Genomic DNA, 21,643 nt, shown 5'->3' on the forward strand with positions numbered 1-21,643 from the left:
CGGCGGAAGCCGCGAACGGCCGCGAAAGCGCTCCACCTTCGCGGCTTCCGCCGCTCCTACAGGTATCTACCGGTATGAGGGGCGAATTCGGTGCACACCTTAGCCGAGCTTCGCTTTTAGCAGTTCGTTGACCTGCTGGGGATTGGCTTTGCCTTTGCTGGCTTTCATCACCTGGCCGACGAAGAAGCCCATGACCTTGTCTTTGCCGGCGCGGTATTGCTCGACCTGTTTCGGGTTATCGGCGATGACCTGTTCGATGATGCCTTCGATGGCGCCGGTATCGGTGATCTGCTTCAGACCCTTCGACTCGATTACGCTGTCGGCATCGCCTTCGCCGTTCCACATGGCCTCGAAAACATCCTTGGCGATCTTGCCGGAGATGGTGTTGTCGACGATACGCTTGAGCATCCCGCCGAGCATCTCGGCGGAGACCGGCGACTCGGTGATCTCCTTGCCATGCTTGTTCAGGAATGCGGACAGGTCGCCCATCACCCAGTTGGCGGCCATCTTGGGATCGCCATCGGAGGCCTTCACCACGGCCTCGTAGAAGTCACCCATATCCCGGGAGGCGGTCAGAGCACCGGCGTCGTAACGGGAGAGACCGTAATGGGCTACGAAGCGCTCCATCTTCTCATCCGGCAGTTCCGGCAGGGTCTTGCGCACGTCTTCCACAAAGGCCCGATCCAGTTCCAGCGGCAGGAGATCGGGATCCGGGAAATAGCGGTAATCGTTGGCCTCCTCCTTGGAACGCATCGGGCGGGTTTCGCCCTTGTCCGCATCATAGAGGCGCGTCTCCTGCACCACCTCACCGCCACCCTCGATGATGGCGATCTGGCGTTCGATCTCGAAGTCGATGGCGCGCTCGACGAAGCGGAAGGAGTTGAGGTTTTTCAGCTCCGCACGGGTGCCGAACTCCTTTTGACCCTTGGGACGTACCGAGACGTTGGCATCGCAGCGGAACGAGCCCTCCTGCATGTTGCCGTCGCAAATCTCCAGGTAACGGACCAGGGAGTGCATCTTTTTCATGTAGGCCACCGCCTCCCTGGCCGAACAGAGTTCCGGCTCGGAAACGATCTCCAGGAGCGGCGTGCCGGCCCGGTTGAGGTCGACACCGGTCATGCCGTGGAAGTCCTCGTGCAGGGATTTGCCGGCATCCTCTTCCAGGTGGGCGCGAGTAACACCGATACGTCGGGTCTCCCCGTCCTCCAGTTCGATGTCCAGATGCCCTCCCTCGACGACGGGCAGCTCATACTGGGAAATCTGATAGCCCTTGGGCAGGTCCGGGTAGAAGTAGTTCTTGCGCGCAAACACCGAACGCTCGGCGACCCGCGCCCCGATGGCAAGGCCGAACTTCGCGGCCATGCGCACCACCTCCCGATTCAGCACCGGCAGCACACCCGGCAGCCCCAGATCCACTGCACAGGCCTGTGTATTCGGCTCGGCGCCGTAGGCGGTGGAAGCCCCGGAGAAAATCTTGCTCTTGGTAGCGAGCTGGGCATGAATCTCAAGCCCGATGACACATTCCCAATCCATATTCGATACCTTGATTTATTTTTACCGCAAAGGTCGCGAAGAGTCGCAAAGATAAAACCTAAGCTTTTCTTGGCGTTCCTTTGCGTCCTTCGCGGTTATCGCTGTTTAGCTAAACGCCTCGGGCGCGCGGGTGTGCCAGTCGGTGGTCTGCTGGTACTGATGGGCCACGTTCAGGAGCCGCGCTTCATCGAAGTAGTTGCCGATTATCTGCAGACCGACGGGGCGCTCACCGGAAAAACCGGCGGGGATGGAGATGCCCGGCAGACCGGCGAGATTGGCGGCGATGGTGTAGATGTCCGACAGGTACATGGTGATCGGGTCATCGGCCTTTTCGCCGATATTGAAGGCAACGCCGGGCGAGGTCGGCCCCATCAGCACATCGACCTCTTCAAAAGCCCTGGTGAAGTCGTCGCGGATCAGGCGCCGCAGCTGCTGGGCCTTCAGGTAATAGGCGTCGTAGTAGCCGGCGGAGAGCGCATAGGTCCCGACCATAATGCGGCGTTTCACTTCGGGGCCGAAGCCCTCCCCGCGGGAGCGCTTGTAAAGGTCTTCCAGGTCCTTCGGCTCTTCGCAGCGGTGGCCAAAGCGCACCCCGTCGAAGCGGGACAGGTTGGACGAGCACTCGGCCGGCGCCACCACATAATAGGTGGGCACCGCCAGGTTGGTGTTGGGCAGGCTGACCTCCTTCACCTCGGCACCGAGTCGCTTGTACTCCTCGACGGCCGCCTCGACCACCTTCGAGACTTCCGGGTCCAGCCCCTCGCCGAAATATTCTCTGGGCAGGCCGATGCGGAGCCCCTTCAGGTCGTTGCCGAGCCCGGCCATGTAATCGGGGACTTCGCGGTCTACGCAGGTGGAGTCGCGCTCATCGAAACCGGCCATCGCCGACAGCAGCAGCGCGCAGTCCTCGGCGGTGCGCGCCATGGGGCCGCCCTGATCCAGCGACGAGGCAAACGCGATCATCCCGTAGCGGGAGACCCGGCCGTAGGTGGGCTTCAGGCCGGTGATCCCGCACAGGGCGGCCGGCTGGCGGATGGAGCCGCCGGTATCGGTGCCCGTGGCGCCGGCGGCGAGGCGTGCCGCTACCGCCGCAGCAGAGCCACCGGAAGAGCCGCCCGGTACGGCTTTGAGGTCCCAGGGGTTGCTGACCGGACCGTAGAAGCTGGTCTCATTGGAGGAGCCCATCGCGAACTCGTCCATATTGGTCTTTCCCAGCATGACCGCGCCGGCCGCCTTGAAGCGCTGCACGACCGTGGCATCATAAGGAGCCACAAAGTTGTCCAGCATCTTCGAGCCGCAGGAGGTCCGCACTCCCCGGGTGCAGAAAATGTCCTTGTGGGCGATCGGGATGCCGGTCAGCGGCCCCGCTTCGCCACCGGCGATACGCCGGTCCGCCTCGCGCGCCTGCTCCAGGGCGGCCTCGGCGGTCACGGTGATGTAGCTGTTCAGTTTCCCGTCGAAACGTGCGATGCGGTCCACGAACGCCTGCGTCAGCTCCTCGCTGGAGAAATCACCGGCGCTGAGGCCGGCGGCAAGTTCGGCGATGGTCTTGTTGTGCATGTCAACACTCAGGTTCGAGATTCAAGATTCGAGATACGAGGGGGTAAGGGCACGGGACATGGGTATCTTGACCCGCACCTATTCGATGACCTTCGGCACGAGATAGAGCCCTGCTTCGGTCGCGGGGGCATTCTGCTGGAATTCGCTACGCTGATCGGTCTCGGTGACCTCATCGTCACGCAGCCGCTGACTCATCTCCAGGGGGTGGGCCATCGGCACCACGTCAGTGGTATCCACTGCGCTCATCTGCTCGACGAGTCCCATAATGTTGGAAAGGTTTGTGGCATACTCCGGTATATCTCCATCGGATATAGCCAGTCGCGCCAGGTGCGCGATGTTCTCCACATCGTCTCGGTCCAGGGCCATCAGGCTCTCCATCCGGTCGGTTAATAGCGGAAAAAGCAGAAACTTATCACAATTGCCACCTTGCCCAAAGGGCCGCGGCATTGCTAAATTATGCCCGGTTCATTCCGCCGACTCATTAATCTTATAGAAGCGACTGCCATGCTGGGATCTTTCCGGGGCCTTTTTTCGTACGACATCTCCATCGACCTGGGTACTGCCAATACCCTTATCTACGTTCGCGGTGAAGGCATTGTCCTCAATGAACCTTCAGTGGTCGCCATCCGGCAGGAGCCCGGCCCCAACAATACCAAACGCATCTCGGCCGTAGGCGTCGAGGCGAAACAGATGCTGGGACGCACGCCGGGGAATATCACCGCTATCCGGCCGATGAAGGATGGCGTTATCGCCGACTTCACCATCACCGAGAAGATGCTGCAGCACTTCATCCGCAAGGTACACGAAGACAAGTTCAAGGCCTTCAAGCCGAGCCCACGAGTGTTGATCTGCGTGCCGTGCGGCGCCACCCAGGTGGAGCGCAGGGCCATCAAGGAATCGGCCGCCGGGGCTGGCGCCCGTGAGGTCTACCTTATCGAAGAGCCCATGGCGGCGGCCATCGGCGCCGGCATGCCCATCTCCGAGGCGAGCGGCTCGATGGTGCTGGACATCGGCGGCGGCACCTCGGAAATCGCCGTTCTCTCCCTGAACGGCATCGTCTATGACAACTCGGTACGAGTAGGCGGCGACCGCTTCGATGAGGCCATTACCGCCTATGTGCGCCGCAATTACGGGACGCTTATCGGCGAGGCCACTGCCGAACGCATCAAGGAGCAGATCGGCACCGCCTACCCGGGTGCCGAGGTGAGGGAAATCGAAGTGCGCGGCCGTAACCTGGCCGAGGGTATCCCCCGCAGCTTCACCCTCAACAGCAACGAGATACTGGAAGCGCTTCAGGAACCCCTCTCCGGTATCGTCGCTGCGGTCAAGACGGCGCTGGAACAGACCCCCCCGGAGCTCGGCGCGGATATCTCCGAGCGCGGGCTGGTACTGACCGGCGGCGGCGCATTGCTGCGGGATCTGGATCGGCTCCTCGTCGAGGAGACGGGCCTGCCGGTAATCATCGCCGAAGATCCGCTGACCTGCGTCGCCCGTGGCGGCGGCCGTGCCCTGGAGCTGATGGACGAACACGGGGGCGACCTGTTTGCCCTGGAGTAGACCAGGTCCGAGGTAAAAGATTCGAGATACGGGGTTTCGCACCTCGTATCTTCAACCTCGTATCTGAAGTCGGAGGTGTCACATCAAGGTACTGTTCTTGCGCGGACCGTCGATGGCCATGCGAGCGGCGCTGCTCGTGCTGGTCTCAGTGTTCCTGATGACACTCGATCACCGTCAGCAGCACCTGGAAGCGATGCGCGCCACCATCGCCGTGGTCCTCTACCCGCTGGAATACCTGGTCAGCCTGCCCGCCTCGGCGGGAACCTGGGCCTCCGATGCGTTTGCCGCCCGTTCGCATCTCATCAGCGAAAACGAAAGCCTGCGTAGCCGGCAGCTTGAGCTGGAGGCCCGGCTGCTGAAGTTTGATGCCCTCCTGGCCGAAAACAGCCGGCTACGTGAAATGCTGCAATCACCGCGTAAAGTCGACGAACGGCTGCTGGTGGCAGAGCTGCTGGCCGTCGACATGGATCCTTTCAAGCGTCAGGCGGTGCTCAACAAGGGCTCCCGGGCCGGAGTTTACCGCGGCCACCCGGTCCTCGACGCCAAGGGCGTCATGGGGCAGGTGACCGAAGTGTCCCCCATCAGTTCGGTGGCGATGCTGATCACCGATCCCAGCCACGCCATCCCGGTACAGGTAAATCGCAGCGGACTCCGCGCCATTGCACTCGGTACGGGTGAGGCCGACCGGCTCGAACTGCCCCACATTCCCAATAACGCGGATATCCGCGTCGGCGATCTGCTGGTCACCTCCGGTCTCGACCGCCGGTTTCCTCCGGGCTATCCGGTCGCCGAGATACAGCATATCGACAAGGACCCCACTCAGCCCTATGCGTCCATCGTGGCCCGGCCCACGGCGGAACTGGAGCGGGTTCGGGAAGTGCTGCTGATCTGGCCGGATCACCTTGCCGAAACCACCGACTCGCAAGGGGCCCCGGCGAAAGATGCACCGGAAGCCGACGCACCGGAGCCAGATGCACAAGAGGCGTCCCCATCATGAGCCTGGCCCAACACCAGAACGGCTGGGCCATTATCGCCAGTTTCCTGGTGGCGATGATACTGACGTTGATGCCGCTGCCCGATGGTGCGGAGTGGTTTCGTCCCGAGTGGGTGGCCATGGTGCTGATCTACTGGTGTATGGCACTGCCCGAACGGGTCAACATCGGCGTCGCGTGGATTATGGGCCTATTCCTGGATGTCGCCCGTGGAGCACTGCTCGGCCAGTATGCGCTGGCGCTGACGCTGGTGGCCTTTCTCACCATTCACCTGCATCGCCGGGTGAGGAACTTCCCCCTTTGGCAACAGAGTCTTGCGGTGCTGGTGCTGGTGGCACTTGAGCAGCTGCTGGTCCTCTGGGTAAAGGGCATCATCGGCCAGTCACCGAATAGCTGGCTGTATTGGGCGCCCTCGCTTACCAGTATGCTGTTATGGCCGTGGATGTTTCTGATCCTGCGGGACCTGCGCCGCCATTTCCGGGTGACCTAATCATGTCTGGAGCCACCTTCAGCGAGCCGCTGACCAGCCAGACCGCTCCTGCGCATCCCTGCGCCCGCGGCATTCGTGCATCCATGCACATCAAGCAAGGTGCGCTCGCGCCGGAATGGCAGGCTTTGGTTCCCGAATATCCTCCCAAGCGTGAAGTAGCACACTGATGGCCAAGAGGTTCACCCTCAAGGATCCGATTCGTGAAACGCACCTGTTCCGGACCCGGGCGGTAGCGGCAGGCGTACTGTCCGCGCTGCTGGTTTTGGGCCTGCTGGCCAGGCTGGTCCACCTGCAGGTCCATAACCATGAGCACTTCACGACACTTTCCAACAACAACCGGGTGGCCGTTCAGCCGATTGCACCGACACGCGGACTCATTTTCGATCGCAACGGCGTGGTGCTGGCGGAAAACCTGCCCACCTACAGTCTGGAGGTGATCCCGGAGCGGGTGGAGGACATGGAGGCGACCCTGGCGGCGCTTCGCAAGCTGATCAATGTAGCCGAAACCGATCTGAAGCGGTTTCGCGAGAATGTCAGCCGGAAGCGGCGCTTCGAAGCCATTCCGCTGCGCTTCCAGCTGACCGATGAAGAGGTGGCGCGGGTCGCGGTCAATCGCCACCGCTTGCCGGGAGTGGAGATCAACTCCCGGCTCACCCGGCACTATCCGCTGGGCGCACTGACTGCGCACGTGGTGGGTTACGTGGGCCGGATCAACCGACGGGAAATCAATTGCCTGGATCAACAAGAGGGCTGCGGCTTCGAGTGGACCGATGCCTCCAAGGAATTCCTGCAGCGCTCGAACTACAGCGCCACCGACCGCATCGGCAAGGTGGGCGTGGAAAGAAGCCATGAGGATGCCCTGCATGGAAAGGTAGGGTTCCAGAAAGTGGAGACCAACGCACGGGGCCGGGTCCTGCGCGTCCTTGAGCGCACACCGCCGGTCCCTGGGAAGGATCTGCACCTCAACATCGATATCGGGCTGCAGCAGGCGGCGCAAAACGCCTTTACCGGCGAGCGCGGAGCGCTGGTTGCCATTGAACCGAAAACCGGTGCGGTGCTGGCCCTGGTCAGCGTGCCCAGTTACGACAGCAACCTGTTCGTGAACGGTATCGATTCGGCAACCTATACGGAACTCTCCCGTTCACTGTTTCAGCCGCTCTTCAACCGGGCCCTGCGCGGCCAGTATCCGCCCGGTTCGACCACCAAGCCTTTTGTCGGTCTGGCGGGACTGGAGCTGGGAGATGTCGGCCCCGACGACAAGCAGGTGTGCCACGGCCATTACCAGCTGCCGGGTGAGGAACGGCGCTACCGTGACTGGACGAGGCACGGCCCAGGGGTGGACATGCACCGCTCAATCGTTGAATCGTGTGATGTCTTCTTCTACGACCTGGCACACAAACTCGGTATCGATCGACTCTCGGGCTTTCTGAGCCAGTTCGGTTTCGGGCAACCCAGCGGCATCGATATTGGCGGGGAGGCAAGTGGGCTGATGCCCACACGGGAGTGGAAGCGCCGCACGCGACAGGAGGTCTGGTATCCCGGCGAAACCCTGATCACCGGCATCGGCCAGGGCTTTACATTGGCCACGCCGCTGCAGTTGGCTTCGACCACCGCTGCGCTGGCCATTCGCGGACAGCGCATGCAGCCCCAGGTCGTCCGGGCTCTGGAGAATTCGGGTGGCGGTGATCATGAAATCGTGCCCGCCGTTGCTCTGGAGCCGGTGCACGTCAAGGAGTCCTCCAACTGGGACCGGATCCTTCACGCCATGAAGCAGGTGGTGCATGGCCGCCGCGGGACGGCTCGCCGCATCGGTCACGATGCGTCCTACGAGATTGCCGGCAAAACCGGTACAGCCCAGGTGTTCGGCATCGCACAGGATGCGGAATACGTGGAGGAGGATGTCGTCAAACTGCTCCGCGACCATGCCCTCTTCATCGGTTTCGCGCCGGTGGAGGAGCCGCAGATCGCCATCGGGGTCATCGTTGAAAACGGCGGCAGCGGCGGAGCTGTAGCCGCGCCCATTGCCCGGCAGGTGATGGATTATCACCTGGTCGGCCGGCAGGAGGAGAAGACGCCGTGATCCTGGACGCACCCACATCACGCCGGGGGAGCCTGGCAAACCGGCTGCATCTGGACATGCCGCTGCTGATCGGTCTGCTGCTGCTGTCAGGAGTCAGCCTGGCGGTCCTCTACAGTGTCGACGCCGGACGGGTCGATCAGCAACTGCTGCGACTGGGGCTGGGCTTCGTGGGCATGCTGGTGCTCGCGCAGATCCCGCCGGAGAACTATGTCCGCTGGACACCCTGGATCTATGCAGCAGCCGTTGCGCTGTTGATTGCCGTGCTGGTGGCAGGGATTGCCGGCAAGGGTGCCCAGCGCTGGATCGGTATCGGCGGATTCCGCTTCCAGCCCTCGGAGCTGATGAAGTTGGCGATGCCGATGATGGTGGCCTGGTACCTGAGGGAGGTCTCCCTCCCCCCCGGCCCGAAAAAGATCTTTGCGGCATTACTGATCGTGGCGTTCCCTACCCTGCTAATCGCCAAACAGCCCGACCTTGGCACTGCCCTGCTGGTGGCCGGTGCGGGGATTTTTGTTCTGCTTTTTTCCGGGATCCCGTTCAAGCTTTTGGGATTAGCCTCTTTGCTGCTCGCACCGATGGCTGCATTGTTGTGGGAGTTCGGGATGCACGATTATCAACGGCAGCGGGTGTTAACGTTTCTGACCCCCGAATCCGACCCCCTGGGGGCCGGGTACCACGTGATCCAGTCGAAGATTGCCATCGGTTCGGGCGGACTGTATGGCAAGGGCTGGCTTAACGGCACGCAGTCTCACCTGGAGTTTCTGCCGGAGCGTCATACCGATTTCATTTTCGCGGTATTCGGAGAGGAGTTCGGGCTGCTGGGCGGCGTTCTGCTACTCTCGATTTATCTATTTGTTGTTTGGAGAGGGCTCTATATCGCCGCCCAGGCCCAGGAGACCTACGGGCGACTGCTCGCAGGCGGACTGATCATGACGTTCTTTATCTATTTCTTCGTCAATATAGGCATGGTCGCCGGGCTGCTGCCGGTAGTGGGACTGCCACTACCTCTGATCAGTTTCGGTGGCACCTCCATGGTGACAATAATGGCCTCCTTCGGGATACTGATGTCCATTCACACTCATCGAAAACTACTAAAAGGTTGATGACCGTGAACCACCGTTTCGCACAGATTGTACTCATTCCGGCCGCGCTACTGTTATCGGGCCCCAGCCATGCCGATCTCGCAGCGCGGGACGATGTGCAGGGCTTTATTTCGCAAATGGTCTCGGACTACGGTTTCGAGGATACGCAGTTGAAAACGTTGTTCCGAAAGGTACAACTTCAGGACGATATCATTCGCGCCATCTCGCGCCCCGCCGAGAGCAAACCCTGGCACCAGTACCGGCCGATCTTCGTCACCGAGTCGCGCATCCGTCAGGGTGCCGAATTCTGGCAGGAGCATGCCGAGGTGCTGGCGGAAGCGGAGCGCCGTTATGGCGTCTCGCCGTCGATCCTGGTGGCGATTTTGGGTGTGGAAACCCGTTATGGTCGCCATCGTGGCAGCTATCGGGTGATGGACTCGCTCTCCACGCTGGCCTTTGACTACCCGCCGCGCGCCAAATTTTTCCGTGGGCAGCTGGAACAGTACCTCGTCATGGCCCGGGAAGAGAAAATCGACCCTCTGGAATTGACCGGCTCCTACGCCGGGGCCATGGGTCAGCCCCAGTTCATCCCGAGCAGCTTCCGCGCCTATGCCGTCGACTTCGATGGCGACGGCCGCCGCGACCTTTGGGAGAATATCGAAGACGTCATCGGCAGTGTCGCCAACTACTTCGCCGAGCATCGCTGGCAGCCGGGCCAGCCCGTCGCCACCCGTGCGAAGGTCAATGGCAATCAGCACCAGTCGCTGCTGGACAAGGGCTACCGGCCGAGCACCACAGTCGGGGAACTGGGCAAGTTGGGCGTCGAGCCCCAGACATCCATCGACCCTGAACTGGATGCCGCGCTGATCGCACTGGAGGCCGAAGAGGGCACGGAGCACTGGGTGGCCCTGCACAACTTCTACGTCATCACCCGCTACAATCACAGCCCGCTCTATGCCATGGCGGTCCACCAGCTGGCCGAAGGGATACGCGCGGCCTATGAGGAGACAAACCAGCGGTGAGGCGAATGAGCGGTCAGTGGCGGATAGCAGCGGCCCTGATTCCGATGGTGATCGGCGGCTGTAGCACGAGCGTCGTGCGGGACAGCGCCCCGGACGATACCGGTATCGATTTCAGCCGCATTCCCGACGCCGTGCCCCGGGTCGAGCCGAAAAGCCACTACGGCAACCCCGAGTCCTACGTTGTATTCGGTAAACGGTACCGGGTCAGTGACAGTGCCGAGGCGTTTGTGGAGCGAGGCCTGGCATCGTGGTACGGCACCAAATTTCACGGTCGCCGTACCTCGAGCGGCGAGGTGTACGACATGTACAAAATGACCGCCGCACACAAGAGTCTGCCCCTCCCCACCTATGTGGAGGTCACCAACCTGAATACCGGACGCAGCGTAGTGGTCAAGGTGAACGATCGCGGTCCCTTCCATGACGACCGGATTATCGATCTTTCCTACGCAGCGGCCCGCAAACTGGAGTTCACCCGCAGCGGTACGGCACCGGTCGAGATCCGGGCCATTGACCCGACGAAACCGACAAGGAGTATCGAGCGCACCCAACCGGCAATGGAAGTCCGTTTGAGCGACGAAAACGAATCCACCGTAACGGTGCGTCCAGCCACCCTGGCCGCCGCAGCCCCCGGAGAGATCGCCGCTATCGAAGCGGCGCCGTTGGCCACAGCCCGGACCGCCGAGACACCCGCCATTTTCCTCCAGGTGGGCGCGTTCTCCAGCCGCGACAATGCGGAACGTCTTCGCCAGCGACTGGCCGATGCCGTTTCGGACATCGTCATCGAACCCGGGGATGCCGCCCAGCAACCGCTCTACCGTGTTCGCGTCGGCCCGTTGACGTCCGAGCAGGAAGCGGATGCCCTCGCGGATCAGCTGGTGGACTACGGCATCCATTCACCGCGAGTGCTTCGGGACTGACCCGTAGGGTGCATTCTGGTGGGCGAACGGAGCCGACGCATTTTGGATGAGCCTCGTGCAATGGTTGGTGCACTCTGGAAATCTGCCGGCTTTATGGAAACGAGGGTGGCGTATCAAGAATGCGCCCTACGGCTCTTTAAGGGTTTCCCGGTGCTCCCCGTTGAGTTGCAGCCGATTTCGCAGTATATCGTGTGACTGGCCACCTACTTTTCGGCGGAACGACACGGTAGACTATAAAACTTCATCAAATCACTGATACGCCATTGCCATGAGCGCTATTCTGCGTCGTTTTAGTCTTCTCCTTCTGCTCTTTTTCACCACTGCGGTGTCCGCCAATCTGGCATTCGTACCGGCGCCGCCAGGAGTGAAGGCGGAGGGATATGTCCTGCAGGATTTCCATAGCGGCCGCATTCTCGCGTCGGTCAACGAGAATGAACGAATGGAACCGGCCAGCCTGACCAAAATGATGACCGCCTATGTGGTCTTCCAGGAGTTGGCCTCCGGGGACATCAAGCTCGATGACAAGGTCCGGATCAGTGAAAAGGCCTGGCGCACCCAGGGTTCCCGGATGTTTGTCGAGGTCGACACCAAGGTCACCCTCGAACAACTTCTCAAGGGCGTGATCATCCAGTCCGGCAACGATGCCAGCGTGGCGGTGGCGGAGTACGTCGCCGGCAGTGAAGAAGCCTTTGCCGCGCTGATGAACGAATATGCGCGCAAGCTCGGCCTGACCGATACCAACTTCGTCAACAGTACCGGACTGCCACACCCGGAGCATTACACCACACCGCGGGACATGGCCCTGCTCGCCACTGGCGTCATCCACGACTTCCCGCAATTTTACGAGTGGTACTCCATCAAGGAATACACCTACAACAACATTACCCAGCACAACCGTAACAAGCTGCTGTGGCGGGATGAATACGTCGATGGTGTGAAGACGGGCCATACCGATTCCGCAGGCTACTGCCTGGTCTCCTCGGCCAAGCGCGAAGACATGCGGTTGGTCGCCGTGGTCATGGGAACGTCCGGTGAAAATGCCCGGGCGCAGGAGAGCCAGAAACTGCTCAACTTCGGCTTCCGCTTTTTTGAAACCCACCGCCTCTATGAGAGCGACACACCGCTCAAGGAGATACGGATCTGGAAAGGGATGTCCGAAACCCTGCCACTGGGCCTGAATCGGGAGATGTATGTAACGATTCCGCGCGGGCAGTATGAACAACTCGATGCCTCGCTGAGCGTCGACAGCAACATCATCGCCCCGGCACACAAGGGCCAGGAATTCGGGACCGTGACCGTGCAGCTGGGAGAAGAAGTACTGGTGGAGCAGCCGCTGGTCGCCCTTCAGGATATCGAAGAGGGTGGCCTCTGGCAGCGTCTGCTGGATGACGTCATGCTGTGGTTCTATTGAGATTAACCACTGAGGACACGGAGCTACCTCTTCGTGTTCTTTGCATCCCAATCGTGGCCGGACAAAACAATAATGACCGATACGGTTTTTCTGAATGGTGATTTCCTGCCGGCGGACCAGGCCTGCATCTCGGTCCTCGACCGCGGTTTCATGTTTGGCGATGGCGTTTACGAGGTCATCCCGGTCTATGGCGGGCGGCTTTTTCGCCTCGAACATCACTTGGACCGGCTTGACCACAGTCTTGCCGGTATTCGGCTGGAAAACCCGCTCCCGCATTCGCGCTGGCAGGACGTTCTCGAAGAGTTGATAAAGCGTAACGGCGGCGGCGATCAGTCCCTCTATCTCCAGGTCACCCGCGGTCCGGCCCGCCGCGATCATGCCTTCCCTCCCGTCGTCAATCCGACGGTATTTGCCATGAGTTCGCCGCTGGGTGCCCCCGCTCCGGAACTGCGCCAGGGCATCAGCGCCGTCACGTTGGAGGATATCCGCTGGAAACTCTGTAACATAAAGGCCATCGCCCTGCTGCCGAACATCCTGTTACGCCAACAGGCACTGGACCAGGGCTCCGCCGAGGCGATCATGACCCGTGACGGCGAAGTGACCGAGGGCGCGGCGGCCAATGTCTTTTTGGTGCGCAACGGCACCATCGTCACACCGCCCAAGAGCAACCTGCTGCTGCCGGGCATCACCCGCGACCTGGTAGTGGAACTTTGTGCCCGTCACGGTCTACCCTGCAAAGAGCGCCCCATCGATGAAGCGGAGCTCCTGGACGCCGATGAACTCTGGGTTACCAGCTCCACCCGGGAAGTAGTGCCGGTCACCCGCCTTGATGGTGCCCCCGTAGGCAATGGCCACCCCGGGCCGGTCTGGGAACGGATGGTGGAGCTCTACCAGGCCTACAAGGAGGCTTTCCGCCGGGGCGAGGTGGAATAATTTAAACCACGGGGGACACGGGGAGCACGGGGACTTCAAAGGCTTGAACAAGCTCGGCAGTCTCCAAATGACTACCCCGTGTTCCCCGTGCACCCCGTGGTGATAGCTATGAGTAATGACGAGACACTGCTGGAGTTTCCCTGCGACTTTCCCATCAAGGCGATGGGACGCGCTGATGAGGATTTCGAGACCACGGTGGTCGAGATCGTGCGGCGTCACGCCCCCGACCTGGGCGAGGCCGCGGTGTCGGTGCGCGAGAGTAGCGGTGCCAAATACCTGTCCGTGACCGTCACTGTCCGGGCCACCAGCCGGGAGCAGCTGGACAACATCTACCTCGAACTCACCGCCCACGAAAAGGTCATGATGGCACTGTAAGGGCAGGGACGAGGAACGAGGTTCGAGATGCGAGATTCGAGGAACAGCGAGGGGCGTACGCCTGCTACTAGGCGACGGATTCATTGCTTGTTTCTGCGCACCGAGTATCCGTTTTGATTTCCCCCGAGAACCCAGTGCGCCCCGTGGTTAAACAGCCCCTTCTCCGCCACCTCGGCCTCCGTGACTACATCCCTGTCTGGGAGGCGATGCGAGCGTTTACTGACGAGCGAGGATCCGATACGCGGGATGAGTTCTGGCTGGTCGAGCATCCGTCGGTATTCACACAGGGGCTGAACGCGAAGCCGGAACACCTGCTCGATACGGGTGCCATCCCGGTGGTCAAAACCGATCGGGGCGGACAGGTGACCTATCACGGCCCCGGCCAGGTTGTCCTCTATCCGCTAATCGATCTGCGGCGACTCGGGATCGGTGTCCGCCACCTGGTCAGTGCCCTCGAGCAATCGGTCGTAGACCTGCTGGCCGACTTTGAAGTGAACGCGTACCCCCGACGGGACGCCCCCGGGGTTTATGTCGAGCTACCCGGGCGGGGCGAGGCAAAGATTGCCTCGGTGGGCCTTCGGGTACGCCGCGGGTGCAGTTATCATGGCATCGCCCTCAACGTTGCCATGGAAATGACGCCGTTTCAGCGCATCAACCCCTGCGGCCATGCCGGACTGGCCGTAACCCAGCTCAAGGAGCTGGGCATCGACCTGGATGTGAAAACCGCCGGCGAGCGCCTGGCCGCCAGGCTGACGGAGCGAGTAGCGAGTAGCGAGTAGCGAGTAGCGAGCATTGTAGAATCCCGCCATTCTCTGTGGTCTCAGTGGTTAACCGCCGTAGCGTGATTGGCGCAACACCCCCCACGCTTCGATTCGCGTTCCATCGCCGTTGGCTTTATCCTTCCATCCATGAACTCCGATGATAAACGATCCCTGAGGGGCGAGACCAAGACCGCACGCATCCCCATCAAGGTTGTGCCCGCAGAGCGTCCTCTGCCGAAGCCCCGCTGGATCCGCGCCAAGGCGCCCACCAGCCCCGAAGTAATGCGCCTCAAGGGCATTCTTCGCGAACAGAAGCTGCATACCGTATGTGAGGAGGCGGCCTGCCCGAACTTGGGAGAATGCTTCCAGCACGGGACCGCCACCTTCATGATCATGGGGGATATCTGTACCCGCCGCTGCCCCTTCTGTGATGTGGCCCATGGACGCCCGGACCCCCTCGACGCCGATGAACCGGCGCACCTGGCTGAAACCGTCAAGGCCATGGGCCTGCGTTTCGTGGTGGTGACATCGGTGGACCGCGATGACCTGCGCGACGGCGGCGCCGAGCACTTCGCTGATTGTGTGGCAGCGGTACGCGAGCAATCACCCGAAACGGCCGTGGAGATCCTGGTGCCCGACTTTCGGGGTCGCCTGGAGCCTGCCCTGGAAGCGCTCGGCAAGGCACCACCGGACATTTTCAATCACAACCTGGAGACGGTGCCCCGCCTCTACCGCAAGGCCCGGCCGGGTGCCGATTACCAGTGGTCCCTGGAGCTGCTGCAGCACTTTCGTGAACAACACCCGCAGGTCCCCACCAAGTCCGGGCTGATGCTCGGCCTGGGTGAGGAACCCCGGGAGGTCCTGGAGGTGCTGAAGGATCTCCGGGAACACGGCTGCGATCACCTGACCCTCGGTCAGTATCTGCAGCCGAGCCGTTATCACCTTCCGGTGGAGCGCTATGTTCCTCCCGAAGAGTTCCATGAGCTGGGAGAACGGGCCAAAGATCTGGGCTTTACCCATGTGGCAAGCGGCCCGATGGTCCGCTCCTCCTATCACGCCGAACAGCAGGCCCGCGGCGAACAGGTTGGTTAAGAAGTGCTTGGCAGAAAGGACTTGCAGCAGAACACGCGACTAGACCTACAATAGCGGTCCGCCCTTTTCTGGAGTCGGCATGTCTCCAAAATCGCTGCTTGAACAGGTCGACCAGCTCACTGCCATCGGGCTCGCACTGTCGACGGAACGCAATACCGATCGCCTGTTGGAAAAGATTCTACTCACAGCAAAGGAGATGGCGGGCTCTGACGGCGGTACCCTCTACTCGGTCTCGGAGGAGAACCGGGTAAGGATAGAGAATATGCGTACCGATTCGCTCGGAATCGCCATGGGGGGTACCACTGGCAAGGCAGTTCCCTTCCCACCCATAGAATTTTATGACGAAGCAGGGGAGCCCAATCGGAGCAATGTCGTCACCCACGCGATTCTCAATGACTGCACCGTCAATATCCCAGATGCCTACAATACCGATCGTTTCGACCTGAGTGGCACCCGGGAGTTTGACCGGGTTACCGGCTACCGGTCGATATCTTTCCTGACCGTACCGATGAAGAACCACCAGGGCGATATCATCGGCGTTCTGCAGCTTCTCAATGCAAAGAACGAACAGGGAAAGATCATCCCCTTCAATGCAGAGACGCAAAGGCTGGTGGAGGCACTGGCCTCCCAGGCCGCCATCGCTGTTACGAACCGTCGTCTCATCGATGAATTGAAGGAGTTGCTGGATGCGCTGATCCATCTGATCGCCTATGCCATCGACGAAAAATCCCCCTATACCGCAGGCCATTGCCGGCGGGTTCCGAAGTTGACCATGCTGCTGGCCGATGCTGCGACGAAAGCCAGCGACGGACCACTCGCCAATTTCGCCATGGATCACGATGACCGCTACGAGCTAGAAATCGCCGCCTGGCTCCACGATTGCGGCAAGATCACCACCCCCGAACACGTGGTGGACAAGGCCACCAAGCTGCAGACAGTTTTTGATCGCATCGAGCTGGTGAAAGCCCGGTTCGAGGTCTTGCGCAAGGAAGCTGAAAACCGCTGGCTGCACAAGCGCATGGAAGCCATGGAGGCAGGGCGGGAGCCCGATCCCGCTTGGGCAACCGAGTATCGGCAGACTCTTCGGGAGCTTGAGGAGGAGCAGGCTTTTATCGAAAAGGCGAATTCGGGCGGCGAGTTCATGACCGAAACCGATCAGGAACGGGTCGGTGCCATCGGCAAGCGGCGCTGGCATGATGCGCAAGGCAAAAGCCGGACTCTGCTGACGGAAGATGAGATCTACAACCTGACCATACCCAAGGGCACTCTGAACCCGGAAGAGCGTGAGCAGATCAACAACCATATCGTGGCCACCATCAACATCCTTGAAGCACTGCCCTTTCCCAAGCAGTTCAAGCGGGTTGCCGAATACGCCGGCGGTCACCACGAACGTATGGATGGCCAGGGGTATCCCCGAGGTCTCAAAGGAGATGAGATGCCGCTTCAGGCGCGGATCATGGCCATTGCAGACGTCTTCGAGGCCCTGACCGCCCGCGACCGTCCCTACAAGCCGGGAAAAAAACTCTCCGAGGCACTGGGTATCCTGCAGTCGATGAGCGAGCGGGGGCATATCGATCCCGATCTTTTCGATCTGTTCACGCGCGAGCGGGTATGGGAACAATATGCCTTTGAACACCTGGACCCGGAGCAGCTGGACATCTGATAAACCTACCTTCTCCAGAGATTAATGGTTCAACCCGCTCCCCGCCCCATTCCAGGTACTGCAACCCACATTTTGTACCATGATGGTGCAGCCGAAACATACCGGATTGCACTTTCCCTGAACGGCTCTCCCGTAACCACCAGCGATTATGCGTCCTGCACCGATTGGCATGGCTCCTGCTAGCTAAGAACCAAAGTCCATCTATCCGTAGGGAGCCCCACGCGTTGGGCGCTTTAGGCTGAATCGAATGGTCGCCGCGCCGTGTACAAGTTTCTGCACGAACGCCATTACCAGCCGCAGCGACAACACCGACGGAACTACCCCGGGACCGGTTAGCGTCGATCGACGCACCGATCCGGAGCCGCGGATGGTGCGGTAAATCAGGAGTGAAAAATTATGAAAGAACGTCTGGTAGTGATCGGCAACGGCATGGCGGGAATGCGAACGGTCGAGGAGCTGCTCAAGCTCGCACCCGACCTTTACGACATCACGGTGTTCGGTGAGGAGCCCCACGGTAATTACAACCGCATCCTTCTCTCACCAGTGCTGGGCGGTGAGTTGTCGTTCGAAGAGACGCTGCTCCATCGGCCCGGATGGTATGCCGAGAACGGCATTACGCTGCGCTCGGGCACGAGGGTAGAAAAGATCGATCGGCGACGCCGGGTGGTGATTGCCGCCGATGGCAGCGAAACCCCTTATGATCGCATGCTGCTCGCCACCGGCTCCCGTCCGGTGATCCTGCCGGTTGCGGGGCATGGGTTGCCCGGTGTCATCGGCTTTCGCAGTGTCGCCGACGTGGAGGTGATGATCGATGCCGCTCAGCGCTTTCACCACGCCGTCGTGATCGGGGGCGGACTGCTCGGGCTGGAGGCCGCCGCGGGTCTACTCAAGCACGGCATGAAGGTGCGGGTGGTTCATCTCGCGGACACATTGATGGAGCGCCAACTCGATGAGACTGCGGGTCGGATGCTCCAGCAGAATCTGGAATCCCGCGGGGTCGAGTTCCTCATGGGCGCAAAAACCAGAGAGATCATCGGTCGGAAACGTGTGCAGGGCGTGCTGTTCGAAGATGGTCGCGAGGTGAGTGCCGATCTGGTGGTGATGGCCGTCGGTATCCGTCCCGAGAAGGAACTCGCCCGGAGTGCCGACATTTACTGCGACCGCGGGGTGGTGGTGGACGACACACTGCAGACCTTCGACCCGCGTATCTACGCGGTAGGCGAATGTGTCCAGCATCGCAGTGCCACCTACGGTCTGGTAGCCCCGCTGTTCGAGCAGGCCCGGGTCTGTGCCAACCATCTGGCGCAACTGGCCTTCCGGCGCTACACCGGCTCGATCACCTCCACCAAGCTCAAGGTGACCGGCGTCGACCTCTTCTCCGCGGGGGATTTCAGCGACGATGCGCAGAGTGAGTCCATCGTTTTCGGCGATCCGTCACGAGGTGTCTACAAGAAGCTGGTACTGGAGGAAAACCGGCTGAAGGGGGCCGTGCTCTACGGCGACACCGTGGACGGCTCCTGGTATTTCGATCTGATGCGCGATGGAGTCGATGTCGCCGCCTTTCGCGATGCACTGATGTTCGGAAGAGCCCATATCGGTGACGCCGGTCCTGGCGGTGGGACGAGCACTGCCGAGATGGCCGATGACGCACAGGTTTGCGACTGCAACGGGGTCACCAAGGGGGACATCGTCACGGCCATTCGCCGCCACGGCCTGTTTACCCTGAACGAGGTGAAAAAGCATACCAAGGCTGCAGCCTCCTGCGGCGGTTGTAGCGGCCTGGTAGAGCAGATTCTGGGCGCCACGGTAGGCGGCGAACACACCCGTCCGGACGAGAAACCGCTCTGCACCTGCACCGACTTCAGCCACGATGAGGTACGCCACGCCGTCCGGGAACAACACCTGATCGACCGCGAATCGGTCATGCGTGCGCTCGACTGGCGCAGCCCTGACGGTTGCCCTACCTGCCGACCGGCACTCAATTACTACCTGCTGGCGAGGTGGCCGGGCGAGGCAGTCGATGACCGGCAATCGCGCTTCGTCAACGAACGCCTGCACGCCAATATCCAGAAGGATGGCAGCTATACCGTGGTGCCGCGGTTGTGGGGCGGTGTCGCCACGCCGGATGAACTGCGGGCCATTGCCGATACTGCAGACAAGCACGCGGTACCGCTGGTCAAGCTGACCGGCGGGCAGCGGATCGATCTGGTGGGCGTAAAGAGGGAGCAGCTACCCGACATCTGGGGCGATCTCAACACTGCGGGGCTCGTCTCGGGCCACGCCTACGGCAAGGCGCTGCGGACCGTGAAGACCTGTATCGGCGCACAATTCTGTCGCTTCGGCACCCAGGACTCGATTCAGATGGGTATCGACCTGGAGAAGATGACCTGGGGCTCCTGGACCCCCCATAAATTCAAGATGGCGGTCTCCGCCTGTCCACGAAATTGTGCCGAGGCAAGCATCAAGGACTTCGGCGTGATCGGAATCGAAGGGGCCTGGGAACTGCTCGTCGGCGGCAACGGCGGCACCAAGGTGCGGGTCACGGACAAGCTCTGCCGAGTGAAAACCGCGGCCGAGGTGCTCGAGTACGCCGGTGCCTTCATGCAACTCTACCGGGAGGAGGCACGCTATCTCGAACGTACCGCACCGTGGGTGGAGCGCATCGGCCTGACGTACATCAGAACCCAGGTGGTCGATGATACAGAACGGCGTCGCGAACTCTACGAGCGTTTTCTCGAGTCACAGCGATATGCCCGGCATGACCCCTGGGCAGCAAACCGCGCACCGGAGCAGCGTCTGGAATTCGTCCCCATGCAGACCCTATCGAGTGATGCCCGGGTTGCACAAAGCGGCTGAAAACATCTTTCGGCTAAACGCCCCCGAATCAGCGGCATTCCAACAGGAGAACAATGATGTCCGAGTGGATAGACGTAGGACCCCTGGAAAACATTCCACCACGCGGCGCCCGGGTGGTAACCACCGACCAGGGTGATATCGCGGTATTCCGCACCGGAGACGATCAGGTATTCGCACTACACGACACCTGCCCCCATGAAGGTGGGCCGTTGTCACAAGGTATGGTCTACGGCAACCGGGTCACCTGCCCGCTGCACAACTGGAGCATCGAACTGGCCACCGGCGAAGCAGTCAGTCCGGACGAAGGATGCGCGCGCCGCTATGAGGTACGAGTCACCGATGGCATCGTCGCGATACGGTTGTAAATTGCCAAGTCGTAACGAATCGTAGGGTGCGTTCTTCAAATGCACCGCGAACGCGACGATGGACGCATCACCATGGACACCGACCAAATCACCGTTCGGCAGACTCATATCGTTGAAGGCCTGTGGTCCCGTCCGTGGGAGCCGCGTAGCTGCTGTGGGGGGCTCGAACTCGCCTGCTTGGATCAGTTCACTCCGAAGCCCGGGGCTTACCCGGCTCCTTGAGCTTTCCCTCTTCGCGCGCCCGTTGCAGTAACTCTGCTGTGACCCATAGCTGGTCGAGCGCCTCAAAGCGCTCGCGTAGCGTCAGCCGCTGCCAGCGGCGTAACTGCTCTCGTCGACTAGCATCCCAGGAAGCCACGTCTGAGCAGGACTCTTTGTGTTGTTCGCTCATTGCTTCTCCCGCTCCGCCAAAATCATCCGCAAATGCTCCACATCCAGCAGATCCTGAGGGCGCCCTACTCGCTCTTTCATTGTAATCAGCGTTTCCAGAGACACAAAGCGCACCGTAAGCCCCGGGACAAGTTCACCAGACAGTGCGCGGTCGTATTCATCTTCGAAGTTGAACGGAATATTCACAAACAAGTCAACCGATGTTCCTCGAAACCGGTCACTATAGAGATTCAGAACAGTCATCCCCTTCTCTTCGATCCACAGCCGGCGGGTTTCCGGGTTGGCGAACTGCTCAGCGGTGACCGGAACCGTGGGGTGGTAACCCAAAGGTTCAAGCGCCTCAAATGCCTTCACGATATTTTCAGGCGCCAAGGCCAACACCAAATCAACATCCGCAGTGAACCTCACATAGCCATGCGCCACTACAGCCAGACCACCGACCACGAGATACCGGACCTGCGAGTCATTCAACGCCCGCGTTATCGTTTCGAAACTAGTCAGTTCCACTGGTTCGCCCCATCGGCCCCTTGCCCCAACGCATGTACGCCATCCGAAGGCCGGAGA

21 protein-coding genes are annotated in these 21,643 nt (G+C 60.9%); 16 read left to right on the top strand and 5 right to left on the bottom strand.

Features of this window, described 5'->3' with window-relative positions; all coding sequences use genetic code 11:
* Positions 1–99: 99 nt before the first annotated feature.
* From gatB to gatC, 3 genes are all read right to left on the bottom strand, one after another.
* On the bottom strand, positions 100–1,548 hold the full coding sequence (gene gatB / locus BLP65_RS07855) for an Asp-tRNA(Asn)/Glu-tRNA(Gln) amidotransferase subunit GatB (protein WP_317623053.1): 1,449 nt from the start codon (positions 1,546–1,548) through the stop codon (positions 100–102).
* A 90-nt stretch (positions 1,549–1,638) separates the two neighbouring features.
* Positions 1,639–3,093 (bottom strand): Asp-tRNA(Asn)/Glu-tRNA(Gln) amidotransferase subunit GatA, encoded by a 1,455-nt coding sequence (gene gatA / locus BLP65_RS07860; protein WP_092995030.1) that lies wholly within the window; start codon positions 3,091–3,093, stop codon positions 1,639–1,641.
* Between the two features lie 78 nt (positions 3,094–3,171).
* The gene (gene gatC, locus BLP65_RS07865; RefSeq protein ID WP_092995033.1) at positions 3,172–3,459 is read right to left on the bottom strand and encodes an Asp-tRNA(Asn)/Glu-tRNA(Gln) amidotransferase subunit GatC; all 288 of its coding nucleotides are present in this window, start codon (positions 3,457–3,459) and stop codon (positions 3,172–3,174) included.
* A 138-nt stretch (positions 3,460–3,597) separates the two neighbouring features.
* On the opposite strand from gatC, the gene BLP65_RS07870 reads away from it, so the two are divergent.
* The 16 genes from BLP65_RS07870 (at position 3,598) to nirD (ending at position 20,689) form a co-directional block, all read left to right on the top strand.
* Positions 3,598–4,650: a rod shape-determining protein gene (locus BLP65_RS07870; RefSeq protein WP_092995036.1), complete on the top strand. Its 1,053-nt coding sequence runs from the start codon at positions 3,598–3,600 to the stop codon at positions 4,648–4,650.
* A 97-nt stretch (positions 4,651–4,747) separates the two neighbouring features.
* Positions 4,748–5,647 (top strand): rod shape-determining protein MreC, encoded by a 900-nt coding sequence (gene mreC, locus BLP65_RS07875; RefSeq protein ID WP_245688270.1) that lies wholly within the window; start codon positions 4,748–4,750, stop codon positions 5,645–5,647.
* A complete protein-coding gene (gene mreD, locus BLP65_RS07880) occupies positions 5,644–6,132 on the top strand; it encodes a rod shape-determining protein MreD (protein ID WP_092995042.1) in 489 nt (162 codons plus the stop codon). Before mreC ends, mreD begins: the two co-directional genes overlap by 4 nt.
* A gap of 2 nt (positions 6,133–6,134) precedes the next feature.
* Positions 6,135–6,299: a hypothetical protein gene (locus BLP65_RS16905; RefSeq protein ID WP_175452487.1), complete on the top strand. Its 165-nt coding sequence runs from the start codon at positions 6,135–6,137 to the stop codon at positions 6,297–6,299.
* A complete protein-coding gene (gene mrdA / locus BLP65_RS07885) occupies positions 6,299–8,212 on the top strand; it encodes a penicillin-binding protein 2 (protein ID WP_092995046.1) in 1,914 nt (637 codons plus the stop codon). The genes BLP65_RS16905 and mrdA overlap by 1 nt, the downstream gene beginning before the upstream one ends.
* A gap of 56 nt (positions 8,213–8,268) precedes the next feature.
* The gene (rodA, locus tag BLP65_RS07890) at positions 8,269–9,315 is read left to right on the top strand and encodes a rod shape-determining protein RodA (RefSeq protein WP_092995473.1); all 1,047 of its coding nucleotides are present in this window, start codon (positions 8,269–8,271) and stop codon (positions 9,313–9,315) included.
* Entirely contained in the window at positions 9,315–10,316 is a 1,002-nt protein-coding gene (mltB, locus tag BLP65_RS07895) for a lytic murein transglycosylase B (RefSeq protein ID WP_092995049.1), read from the top strand. Before rodA ends, mltB begins: the two co-directional genes overlap by 1 nt.
* Positions 10,317–10,321: 5 nt before the next feature.
* The gene (locus BLP65_RS07900; RefSeq protein WP_092995052.1) at positions 10,322–11,233 is read left to right on the top strand and encodes a septal ring lytic transglycosylase RlpA family protein; all 912 of its coding nucleotides are present in this window, start codon (positions 10,322–10,324) and stop codon (positions 11,231–11,233) included.
* A 268-nt stretch (positions 11,234–11,501) separates the two neighbouring features.
* On the top strand, positions 11,502–12,644 hold the full coding sequence (locus tag BLP65_RS07905; protein WP_092995055.1) for a D-alanyl-D-alanine carboxypeptidase family protein: 1,143 nt from the start codon (positions 11,502–11,504) through the stop codon (positions 12,642–12,644).
* Between the two features lie 72 nt (positions 12,645–12,716).
* Positions 12,717–13,577: a D-amino acid aminotransferase gene (locus tag BLP65_RS07910; RefSeq protein WP_092995059.1), complete on the top strand. Its 861-nt coding sequence runs from the start codon at positions 12,717–12,719 to the stop codon at positions 13,575–13,577.
* Between the two features lie 108 nt (positions 13,578–13,685).
* Entirely contained in the window at positions 13,686–13,952 is a 267-nt protein-coding gene (locus tag BLP65_RS07915; protein ID WP_092995062.1) for a YbeD family protein, read from the top strand.
* 143 nt (positions 13,953–14,095) lie between these two features.
* A complete protein-coding gene (gene lipB, locus BLP65_RS07920; RefSeq protein WP_092995476.1) occupies positions 14,096–14,731 on the top strand; it encodes a lipoyl(octanoyl) transferase LipB in 636 nt (211 codons plus the stop codon).
* A gap of 129 nt (positions 14,732–14,860) precedes the next feature.
* Entirely contained in the window at positions 14,861–15,805 is a 945-nt protein-coding gene (gene lipA / locus BLP65_RS07925) for a lipoyl synthase (protein ID WP_092995065.1), read from the top strand.
* A gap of 79 nt (positions 15,806–15,884) precedes the next feature.
* The gene (locus tag BLP65_RS07930) at positions 15,885–17,468 is read left to right on the top strand and encodes a GAF and HD-GYP domain-containing protein (protein ID WP_092995068.1); all 1,584 of its coding nucleotides are present in this window, start codon (positions 15,885–15,887) and stop codon (positions 17,466–17,468) included.
* 396 nt (positions 17,469–17,864) lie between these two features.
* Positions 17,865–20,324, top strand: a complete 2,460-nt coding sequence (gene nirB / locus BLP65_RS07935; RefSeq protein ID WP_092995071.1) for a nitrite reductase large subunit NirB — start codon at positions 17,865–17,867, stop codon at positions 20,322–20,324.
* Positions 20,325–20,380: 56 nt separating this feature from the next.
* Positions 20,381–20,689 (top strand): nitrite reductase small subunit NirD, encoded by a 309-nt coding sequence (nirD, locus tag BLP65_RS07940; RefSeq protein WP_092995074.1) that lies wholly within the window; start codon positions 20,381–20,383, stop codon positions 20,687–20,689.
* A 187-nt stretch (positions 20,690–20,876) separates the two neighbouring features.
* On the opposite strand, the gene BLP65_RS07945 is transcribed toward nirD, so the two are convergent.
* Complete coding sequence (locus BLP65_RS07945; protein WP_092995077.1) at positions 20,877–21,080, bottom strand: hypothetical protein; 204 nt, start codon at positions 21,078–21,080, stop codon at positions 20,877–20,879.
* Positions 21,077–21,586: a DUF6036 family nucleotidyltransferase gene (locus BLP65_RS07950; protein ID WP_092995080.1), complete on the bottom strand. Its 510-nt coding sequence runs from the start codon at positions 21,584–21,586 to the stop codon at positions 21,077–21,079. Before BLP65_RS07950 ends, BLP65_RS07945 begins: the two co-directional genes overlap by 4 nt.
* Positions 21,587–21,643: the final 57 nt, after the last annotated feature.

It is taken from the genome of Thiohalomonas denitrificans, assembly GCF_900102855.1.
Taxonomy (GTDB): domain Bacteria; phylum Pseudomonadota; class Gammaproteobacteria; order Thiohalomonadales; family Thiohalomonadaceae; genus Thiohalomonas; species Thiohalomonas denitrificans.